Here is a 9,884-nt window from a genome sequence, read left to right on the forward strand (position 1 = left end):
AACCGGAAACGGTGTCAGAGCAGGGGCTGGCGCGCGGCGGCGTCCTCGCGGGCGCAGATGGTGGGGTCGGGCTTCGTCCCCTCCCCGCCCAGGGCGCGCCTCAGGTCGGCCCGGGCGCGCTCCAGGTCGGCGCGAAAGCCCGGATCGGTCAGGAGCACCGAGACCAGCGCCGAGGCGCCGGTGCGGGCGGCCTCCACGTCGCTGAGCCAGTGGACGCCGCACACCACGCGGCTCTCGCCGTAGAGCCGGCTGCGCACCAGGAACTGCGTCGCCTTCTCCGGCATCAGGTTCGCCATGATCATCCCGTAGGCCCAGCCCTGCCCGGCATGGCCGGACGGGTAGCTGAAGCTGTCGGCGAGTTCGGGCGTCCGGGCGACGCAGATCGGCGCCTCGTTGCCGACGAAGGGGCGCAGGCGACGGTAGCGCCGCTTGGCCACGCGGGTCGCGCGGGCGACGTCGATGCGGGCTCGGTCGAGGAGCCGCATCAGGTCGGGCACGCGCGTCTGGTCGATGCGCTGGCCGAGCACGCAGGCGTAGTCCTCGAGAAGCGCGGCCCCGCCGTCGGCGACGTCGTTGGTGGCGAGCGCCCAGCGCGGACTGCCCTGGTAGGCCCGCGTGGCGTTGTACATCGCCCGGTCCGCCGCCTCCGCCGCCGAGTGCCCGGCGGGCGGCGGCGGCAGGATCGCCACGAGGTTCGGCGTCGCCTCCTCGCTGAGATAGCCCTTCGGGGCGGCGGCGGTGAGCTTGTCCTTCTCCAGGGCGGGCGCGGAGGTCGCCGGGCCGGACGAGCCCGACGGCTGGGCATGGAGGGGCACGACGTGGAGCGGTCCGGTCGCGAGGATCAGCGTCAGCAGGGCGGCGAGGCGCACCGGCGCACGGGTCGGGCGAGACATCGGAGACAGCAGCTTTCGGGCACCGGTGCGAAGGAGGGGACGGCGGAGAGGAGGCCGGGCATCAGTCTCGGACCGATGCTTCGGGCCTGTCTAGAAGGGGCGTGCGACAGACGCGTCACAGTCCGATCCCGCTGTCATACAAAATTCGCTTGCGAAACCCGCCCGATCCCGCCGATCTCCGAGGGCGGGTCAGGCCGCCCGGATCGCGGCGGCGACGGCGCCCGGGAATTCCTCGTGGGGGCTCAGCGCTCCCGGCACGGGGACGGCCGCGACGCGGCCGGTGCCGATCAGGGCGTCCATCTCGGCGCCGGAGCGGCGCGGCGCCTTCTCCGGGCGCAGCACCCGCACCGGAGGCAGGCCGTCGCCGAACAGGGCCAGGAAGTCGTCGCGGGACGCGACCGGATCGAGGCCGCCCGTCACGAAGGCCGCCGTGCCGAACCGGCCCCGGCTCTGCCGGGTGATGCGGTGCTTGGCGGCGACGACGGCCGGCGTGACATGCGCCGGCTCGGCATAGACGTGGGCGCGCATCATCCGTCCGATGACCGGCGGGCTGATGTTGATCCGGTAGAGCGCCTCGCCGAGGAACGGCATCTCGACGATGCGGCGGATCCGTCCGAACCACGCGGCGCGCTCCGGGCCCATGGCGGTCGGCAGCGGTCCGCGCCAGGTCGGCGCCACGAGCACGAGCCGGGCGAAGGCGCCGGGATGGCGGCGCGCGGCGGCCACGAGGTAGGGCGCGGCGTGGCCCGCGGCGACGCCGAGCGCGTAGGGGCCGGGCGCGGCCGCGAGCAGCGCGTCGAGGAAGGCGTGCAGGTTGGCCGGGTTCAGCGGCAGCCGCACCCGGGGATGCGCGCCGAAGCCCGGCCAGTCGGGCACGAGGCAGCGATGGGTATCGCCAAGGTCGCGGGCGAGCGGCAGCATCTCCTCGCGGGCCGAGATCGAGGAGAGGGCGGGCAGGAGCAGCGCCTCGGCGCCCTCCCCGATCACGGCGCAGGGCGTCGCCACCCGGTGCCCCGCGACGGTGAGGTCGAGGGTTCGGGTGGCGGCCGAGGAGCTGGCCGAGGCCATCAGGTCCGCAGCAGCTCGTTGATGCCGGTCTTGGCGCGGGTGCCGGCATCGACGCGCTTGACGATCACGGCGCAGTAGAGGCCGGGGCCGGGGGTGCCGTCGGGCAGCGGCTTGCCGGGCGTCGTTCCCGACACCACCACGGAATACGGAGGCACGCGTCCGAAAAAGGTCTCGCCGGTGGTGCGGTCGATGATGCGGGTCGAGGCGCCGATATAGACGCCCATCGACAGGACCGAGCCCTCGCCGATGATCACGCCCTCGGCGACCTCGGCGCGGGCGCCGACGAAGCAGTTGTCCTCGATGATGACCGGGTTGGCCTGGAGCGGCTCCAGCACGCCGGCGATGCCGGCGCCGCCCGAGATGTGACAGTTCTTGCCGACCTGGGCGCAGGAGCCGATCGTGACCCAGGTATCGACCATGGTGCCCTCGCCGACATGGGCGCCCAGATTGATGAAGCTCGGCATCAGCACCGCGCCGGGCGCGATGTAGGAGCCGCGGCGCACGAAGCAGCCCGGCACGGCGCGGAATCCCGCGGCGCGGAACTCGGCCTCAGTCCAGCCGGAAAACTTCGAGGGCACCTTGTCCCACCACGCCGAGGAGCCGGGACCGCCCTCGATCGGCACCATGTCGTTGAGGCGGAAGGAGAGCAGCACCGCCTTCTTGAGCCACTGGTTCACCTGCCAGGACTCACCCGCCTTCTCGGCGACCCGCGCCTTCCCGGAATCGAGCAGGTTCAGCGCCTCGTCCACCGCCTCGCGCACGGCGCCGGTGGTCGCGGTCGAGATGCCCGCGCGCTCCTCCCAGGCGACTTCGATGGTCTGTTCGAGATCGGCGTGTGACATCGGCGTGTTCCGGACTCTATACGGCGCGAAAGGTGGTCGTGCTTACAAAAGCCGTCCGGTCCTGTCACCGTTTGCGTGGCGCGAGGCCGATCAGCCGCTCCCGCACGCCGGACAGGCCCCGCGCGAGGTCCAGCAGTTCCGCGGCCATGCCGTCGTGGATCGCCGCCGCCGCGGCGGGAAACTCGCGCAGGACGCGGCTCATCAGCGAGGGGGTCACGCGCATCACCTCGGATGTCTCCTGCGCGCGGGCGTCGGCAGGACGTGGGACGGGCCGGAAAAGGGCGTTGCGTCCGATCACGCCGGAGCGGGAGACCGTCACCGGCGGCGCCTCGGGCCGCGTCGGAGCGAGCGCGATGGTGCCGGACATGACGACGTAGCCGCCGTCGGACGGCGCGCCGCGGGCGAACAGCAGCTCGCCCTCCTCCAGGTGGCGCCGCTCACCGGCGAAGGAGAGCAGGCGCAGGGCATCGCGCTCGAACAGCTCGAACACGGGCGCCGCGGCGAGGATCGCGATGTCGTCGTCGAGCCCCAACGCTTGTCCGCCCCCGGCCGCGATACGCTACGCCGCTTGCATCGCCTCGAATCCAAGAGCCGGCAACCACTTTTCGGGGGATGCTCGACTGCCCACGCGCAAGCTTAGCCGATGCGGGGACGACGCGATACGCTGTCCGGGCAGGGGCTGTGCAGGAAGGTGGATAGGTGCTTTCCCCGAGGCCGCGCGTCAGGGCAGCAGCTTGTAGCCGCCGCCCTCGGTGACGAGGATCGCGGCGACCGCCGGGTTCGGCTCGATCTTCTGGCGCAGCCGGTAGATATGCGTCTCGAGGGTATGGGTGGTGACGTGGGCATTGTAGCCCCACACCTCGGCGAGCAGCGTGTCGCGCCCGACCACCTCGCGCCCCGCCCGGTAGAGGTAGCGCAGAATCGCCGTCTCCTTCTCGGTGAGCTTCAGCTTGGAGCCGCGCTCGCCCACCAGCAGCTTCGCCCCGGGGCGGAAGGTGTAGGGGCCGATGCGGAACACCGCGTCCTCGCTCGCCTCGTGCTGGCGCAGTTGCACCCGGATCCGGGCGAGCAGCACGGCGAACTTGAACGGCTTGACCACGTAGTCGTTGGCGCCCGCCTCCAGGCCCTCGACCATGTCGTCGTCAGATTCCTGCGCGGTCAGCATGATGATCGGACCGCGATAGCCGTTGCGACGCAGGGTCCGCACCGCCTCGCGGCCGTCCATGTCGGGCAGGGCGACATCCATCACAACGAGATCGACCGGCTCCTGCGTGACGCGGTTCAGAGCGCCCGTGGCCGTCGGCTCGCCGATGACGGAGAATTCGTCATAGGCGTCGATCTGCTCCGTCAGTGCCTCACGCAGGGCGTCGTCGTCGTCGCAGACGAGGAGGCAATAAGGGTTAGACATCGACGCAGCGGCTCTCGACAAGCTTTCCGGTCACCTGGACTTCGCGGAACGATCAGGCAGGCGGCCTAGACAATTTCAAGGCGGCACGCCGATCCGAAGGGGCATATTGCCCATCGGCTGGCCGCGACCGGAACCCTAACGGCTCCGCCCGATGACAAACCTAGTTCGTTTTACGCGCCGGGAAATCCGGATTGCGCGCTTATGCAGAATTTTCGCCATGTTCCACCGCTCTCTGCCGCGACACGACGTCAGATCAGGCGCCTTTCGGGACAGGTTGGGACGAACCGGCAATGCGACGCCCTCAGGTTGCGAAGCGGAACGGCGGCGAAACCGGAGGGAAGGGGAAGGCCGGCGCCCTCGGCCTGCTGCGGGTGCGCCCGCTCCCCGGCGACCCGACCCGCGGCACGCTGATCGCGGGGGGAAGCGTGATCCCCTGCGCCCTCGGGCGCTCCGGCATCACCAGCCGCAAGCGCGAGGGGGATGGCGCCTCGCCGCGGGGGGTGTTCCGCCTGCGCGGCGGCTTCTACCGGCCCGACCGCTTCCCCGTCCGCCCCGTCAGCGCACTTCCCCTGCGGGCGACGCGCCGCGACGACGGCTGGTGCGACGCGCCGCAGGACCGGCGCTACAACCGGCCGATCCGGCTGCCGAGCACGGCGGCGAGCGCCGAGCGGCTCTGGCGCGACGACGGCCTCTACGATCTCGTGATCGACCTCGATTACAACCGCGGGCCGATCCGCCCGGGCCGAGGCTCGGCGATCTTCCTCCACATCGCCCGCAGCGGCTACCAGCCGACGGAGGGCTGCGTCGCCCTGAAACCCGCCGACCTGCTGCGCCTGCTCCGCCGCCTCGGACCCGCGACCCGGATGAGGATCGGACGATGACGAGGCGCTGATCGGCTCCCGTATCACGCGCGCTCAGGTTCGTTTCGCCCGCCGCCCGAAGATCGCCGTGCCGACGCGAACATGGGTCGCGCCCATCTGGATCGCCGCCGGGAAATCCGCGCTCATCCCCATCGACAGGATCGGCAGGCCGTGGCGCTCGGCGATCCGGGCGAGCAGGGCGAAATGGGGGGAGGGCGGGTCCTCGGCCGGCGGGATGCACATCAGGCCGTGGATCGCGAGCCCGTGGGTCTCGCGGCACTCCGAGAGCAGCACATCGACCTGATCGGGGGCGACGCCGGCCTTCTGCGCCTCGTCGCCGGTGTTCACCTGGATCAGGAGCTTGGGCGCGCGGCCGGTCCGCTCGATCTCCTTGGCGAGCGCCGCGGCGAGCGACAGCCGGTCGAGGGAGTGGATCACGTCGAACAGCTCGACCGCCTCGCGCGCCTTGTTCGACTGGAGCGGGCCGACGAAATGCAGCTCGACGTCCGGATAGCGCTCCCGCAGCGCCGGCCACTTGGCCCGCGATTCCTGCACGTAGTTTTCGCCGAAGATCCGCTGCCCCGCCTCCAGCGCCGGCAGGATGCCCTCGGCCGGCACCGTCTTCGAGACGGCGACGAGGTGGACGCTCGCCGGATCGCGCTCGCTGTCCTCGGCCGCGCGGCGGATGGCGGCGCGCACCTCCGCGAGCCCGGCGGCGACGTCGGCCTCGCCGACCGGCGGCTTCGCGTCGAGAGACGCGACGTCGAGGGGCTGATCCGTGGTCTGGCTCTGATCGGTCATGGACCCTCCTTGCGGCGGTGCCGCCGCGACTTCAAGGGCGGCGGCGCCTTTCCATCACCCCCGCCGGCGATATGCTGACGTCTCCCCGTCCAACGGAGAAGTCGCACCCGATGTTCGATACGCCCGCCGACGCCCAGGCCCAGCTCGCGCCCTCGTTCCCGCGCCCGCAGGTCGAGGTGGTGGTCGAGGCGCTGGTGCCGACCCTCGAGTTCCGACCGGTGCCGAAGGGCGGCGCCGATCCCGGCGGCACGCGGATCGGCGGAACTCCCGACCTGCCGCCGGGCCTCGCTTGGCCGCGCCGGGCCAAGCCCGCCGACGTCGAGGCGATCGCCAAGCGCGGGAACGCGGAGGCCGGGGAGGAGATGCGGCGGCACTTCCGCAGGGAACTGCCCTACGCCTTCTTCGCGCAAGTCGATCTCGGCGAGGCGAGAGGGAAGGGCGCGTTCGCCGAGGCCCTGCCGGGGCACGGACGGCTCCTGTTCTTCTACGACCTCACCGCCGGCCCCTGGGACAACGGCACCGAATCCGCCCGCGTGATCTGGGACGAGACCCCGCGCGAGGGGCTGGCCGCGCAGGTCATGCCGCCCGACCTCGCCGCGGCGGACGAGGAGCACCGGGCGGAGATCGCCAAGGTCAACCACCGGTTCAAGCTGCCCCCGCCGAAGCCGGATGCCGGCACGCCTTATGGCGGCCCGGCCCGGCCGATGCGCCTGCACGCCACCCTGCGCCCGCCGGCCGTCGAGAGCCTGGAGATGGCGGCGCGGCCGGCCCTGAAGGCGGCGCTGGCGCCCCGCACCGATGGCGCGGAGGGCCCCCGCGACGCCTATCAGGATCTCTTCGCGAAAGCGTTCGACAGCTACTATGGGGCCGCCAATGCGGGCCGGCGCAACCAGCTGCTGGGCTCGCCGCTGCCGGAGCAGAGCGATCCGCGCTTCGAGGCGGAGGTCGTCAGCCGCTTCGGCGTGCAGCATCTCGACCGGGAGGCGTGGAAGGCGCAGCGGCCCGAGATCGAGGCCGGCGCGCGCTCCTGGCGCCTGCTCCTCCAGATCGATGTCGGCGACTTCCTGCAGGAGAGCGGCGAGGGCACCGTCTATTTCCTGATCCGCGCCGCCGATCTCGCGGACCGCCGCTTCGACCGGGTGGTGGCGGTCTATCAGCAGACCTGAGCCGCGCCCGCGGCTCCTCTTCGATCGTTGATCCGTGATCGTTGACCCTCGGCCGCGCGGATATGCTAGGTGCCGGGCTCCGGCCCCCGCGACAGCGTCGCGCGGCCCGCTCCCTTTTCCGCTGATCCCGGCGCCCCCGATGACCGATTCCGCACAGCCCTCCCCGACAGTTCAAGAACGCTACAACGCGAAGGATGCCGAGCCGCGCTGGCAGCAGGCCTGGGACGCGGCCAAGCTCTACCAGACGAAGAACGACGACCCGCGCCCGAAATACTACGTGCTGGAGATGTTCCCCTACCCTTCGGGGCGCATCCATATCGGCCACGTGCGCAACTACGCCATGGGCGACGTGGTGGCCCGCTACAAGCGTGCCAAGGGCCACAACGTGCTCCACCCGATGGGCTGGGACGCCTTCGGCCTGCCGGCCGAGAACGCGGCCATGGAGCGCAAGGTCAACCCGCGGGACTGGACCTACGCCAACATCGCCACCATGCGCGGTCAGCTCCAGAGCATGGGCCTGTCGCTCGACTGGAGCCGGGAGATCGCGACCTGCGATCCCGACTACTACAAGCACCAGCAGCGCATGTTCCTCGACTTCCTGGCCAAGGGTCTCGTGACCCGGCGCACGGCGAAGGTGAACTGGGACCCGGTCGATCACACCGTGCTCGCCAACGAGCAGGTCATCGACGGCCGCGGCTGGCGCTCGGGCGCGCTGGTCGAGCAGCGCGAGCTGACCCAGTGGTTCTTCAAGATCACCGATTTCGCCCAGGACCTGCACGACGCCCTCGACGGGCTGGAGCGCTGGCCGGAGAAGGTCCGGCTGATGCAGCGCAACTGGATCGGCCGCTCGGAAGGGCTGGAGGTGCGGTTCGCGCTGACCGCGCCGTTCGCCGGCACGGACGAATTGACGGTCTACACCACCCGCCCCGACACGCTGTTCGGCGCAAAATTCCTGGCGATCTCCGTCGATCATCCGCTCGCCAGGGCGCTGGCCGAGTCCGGACCGCGGGCCGCGGAGCTGCAACGCTTCGCCGAGGAATGCCGCCGCATCGGCACCGCGCAGGAGGCGATCGATACGGCCGAGAAGCTCGGTTTCGACACCGGGCTGACCGTGCGCCACCCGCTCGACCCCGCCTGGGCGCTGCCGGTCTACGTCGCGAACTTCGTGCTGATGGAGTACGGCACCGGCGCGGTGTTCGGCTGCCCCGCCCACGACCAGCGCGACCTCGACTTCTCCAACAAGTACGGGCTCGGCAACACGCCGGTGGTCTGCCCCGAGGGGCAGGACCCCGAGACCTTCATCATCACCGACACCGCCTATGACGGCGACGGCCGGATGATCCACTCGCACTTCCTCGACGGCATGACGACGGACGAGGCGTTTCGGAGTGTCGCCAACCGTCTGGAGAACGAGGTGCTGATGGGGTCTCCCGTCGCGCGCCGAAAAGTGCAGTTCCGCCTGCGCGACTGGGGCGTCTCGCGCCAGCGCTACTGGGGCTGCCCGATCCCGATCATCCACTGCGACGCCTGCGGCCCCGTGCCGGTGCCGGTGGACGACCTGCCGGTGAAGCTGCCGGACGAGGTCTCGTTCGACCAGCCCGGCAACCCGCTGGAGCGGGACCACGCGTGGCGGCAGGTGCCGTGCCCGCGCTGCGGCGAGGCCGCCCGGCGCGAGACCGACACCATGGACACGTTCGTGGACTCGTCCTGGTATTACGCCCGCTTCACCGCGCCCTGGCTCGCGGACGCCCCGACCGACCGGAGAACCGTCGATCACTGGCTCGCGGTCGATCAGTATATCGGCGGCGTCGAGCACGCGATCCTGCACCTGCTCTACTCGCGCTTCTTCATGCGGGCGATGCGGGAGACCGGCTGGGCGGGCGTCTCGGAGCCCTTCGCCGGTCTGTTCACGCAGGGCATGGTCGTCCACGAGACCTACAAGGACCCCTCCGGCGCCTGGGTGCCGCCGGCCGAGATCCGCTTCGAGACCGAGGGCGGGGAGCGCAGGGCTTTTCACGTGAAAACCGGCGCGCCGATCGAGGTCGGCCCGACGGAGAAGATGTCGAAGTCGAAGAAGAACGTCGTCGATCCCGACGACATCATCGCGAGCTACGGCGCCGACACCGCCCGCTGGTTCATGCTCTCCGACTCTCCCCCTGAGCGCGACGTGATCTGGACCGAGGAGGGCGTGCAGGGCGCCGCCCGCTTTGTGCAGCGCGTCTGGCGTCTCGTCCACGGCGCGGCGGGGGCCGACGGGTCCGGCGGCGGCACCGCCGATGCGGCCCTGCGCAAAGCCGCACACAAGGCGCTCGCGGCCGTCGGCGAGGATATCGAGCGGCTGCGCTTCAACCGCTGCGTCGCCCACATCTACACGCTCGCCAACGCCCTCGACGAAGGCCTGCGCGGCGGCGCGTCCGGGGCGGCGGCGGGGGAGGCGGGGCGCATCCTCGTGCAGCTCATCGCGCCGATGATGCCGCACTTGGCCGAGGAGTGCTGGCGCGTGCTCGGCGGGGAGGAGCTCGTCGCCGAGGCGTCCTGGCCCGTGGCCGATCAGGCGCTGCTGGTCGAGGACGAGATCACCCTGCCGGTGCAGATCAACGGCAAGAAGCGGGCGGACGTCACCGTGCCGCGGGACGCCGACGCCAAGGCCGTAGAGGCGGCGACCCTGGCGCTGGAGCCGGTGCAGCGCGCCCTCGAAGGCCGGGCTCCGAGAAAGGTCATCGTCGTGCCGGGCCGGATCGTGAACCTGGTGGTGTGACAGCCGTCTTATAGGGTTTCCGGTTGTTCGCCTTGGTCAGAGCCTGGCCTGTCCCCTCCCCCTTGTGGGGAGGGGTTCGGGGTGGGGG

General features: G+C 71.2%; 9 protein-coding genes. 3 read left to right on the forward strand and 6 right to left on the reverse strand.

What is annotated here, in order from left to right; all coding sequences use genetic code 11:
• Positions 1–14 precede the first annotated feature (14 nt).
• The 5 genes from ABS772_RS19120 to ABS772_RS19140 all read right to left on the reverse strand — a co-directional run bounded on the left by ABS772_RS19120 (position 15) and on the right by ABS772_RS19140 (position 4,211).
• Entirely contained in the window at positions 15–893 is an 879-nt protein-coding gene (locus tag ABS772_RS19120) for an acid phosphatase (protein ID WP_350396389.1), read from the reverse strand.
• A 189-nt stretch (positions 894–1,082) separates the two neighbouring features.
• The gene (locus ABS772_RS19125) at positions 1,083–1,961 is read right to left on the reverse strand and encodes an alpha/beta fold hydrolase (protein WP_350396390.1); all 879 of its coding nucleotides are present in this window, start codon (positions 1,959–1,961) and stop codon (positions 1,083–1,085) included.
• Positions 1,961–2,803: a 2,3,4,5-tetrahydropyridine-2,6-dicarboxylate N-succinyltransferase gene (dapD, locus tag ABS772_RS19130; protein WP_350396391.1), complete on the reverse strand. Its 843-nt coding sequence runs from the start codon at positions 2,801–2,803 to the stop codon at positions 1,961–1,963. The genes ABS772_RS19125 and dapD overlap by 1 nt, the downstream gene beginning before the upstream one ends.
• Before the next feature lie 64 nt (positions 2,804–2,867).
• Positions 2,868–3,335, reverse strand: a complete 468-nt coding sequence (locus ABS772_RS19135) for a Crp/Fnr family transcriptional regulator (RefSeq protein ID WP_350396393.1) — start codon at positions 3,333–3,335, stop codon at positions 2,868–2,870.
• A gap of 189 nt (positions 3,336–3,524) precedes the next feature.
• The gene (locus ABS772_RS19140; RefSeq protein ID WP_003601479.1) at positions 3,525–4,211 is read right to left on the reverse strand and encodes a response regulator transcription factor; all 687 of its coding nucleotides are present in this window, start codon (positions 4,209–4,211) and stop codon (positions 3,525–3,527) included.
• A 290-nt stretch (positions 4,212–4,501) separates the two neighbouring features.
• On the opposite strand from ABS772_RS19140, the gene ABS772_RS19145 reads away from it, so the two are divergent.
• Positions 4,502–5,092, forward strand: a complete 591-nt coding sequence (locus ABS772_RS19145; RefSeq protein WP_350396394.1) for a L,D-transpeptidase family protein — start codon at positions 4,502–4,504, stop codon at positions 5,090–5,092.
• Positions 5,093–5,125: 33 nt separating this feature from the next.
• On the opposite strand, the gene ABS772_RS19150 is transcribed toward ABS772_RS19145, so the two are convergent.
• Complete coding sequence (locus tag ABS772_RS19150) at positions 5,126–5,872, reverse strand: YggS family pyridoxal phosphate-dependent enzyme (RefSeq protein WP_350396395.1); 747 nt, start codon at positions 5,870–5,872, stop codon at positions 5,126–5,128.
• Between the two features lie 110 nt (positions 5,873–5,982).
• On the opposite strand from ABS772_RS19150, the gene ABS772_RS19155 reads away from it, so the two are divergent.
• Both ABS772_RS19155 and leuS read left to right on the forward strand, forming a co-directional pair.
• A complete protein-coding gene (locus ABS772_RS19155) occupies positions 5,983–7,038 on the forward strand; it encodes a DUF1963 domain-containing protein (RefSeq protein WP_350396396.1) in 1,056 nt (351 codons plus the stop codon).
• 139 nt (positions 7,039–7,177) lie between these two features.
• Entirely contained in the window at positions 7,178–9,796 is a 2,619-nt protein-coding gene (leuS, locus tag ABS772_RS19160) for a leucine--tRNA ligase (RefSeq protein WP_350396398.1), read from the forward strand.
• Positions 9,797–9,884 lie beyond the last annotated feature (88 nt).

It is taken from the genome of Methylorubrum podarium (assembly GCF_040270385.1).
Classification (GTDB): Bacteria; Pseudomonadota; Alphaproteobacteria; order Rhizobiales; family Beijerinckiaceae; genus Methylobacterium; species Methylobacterium podarium.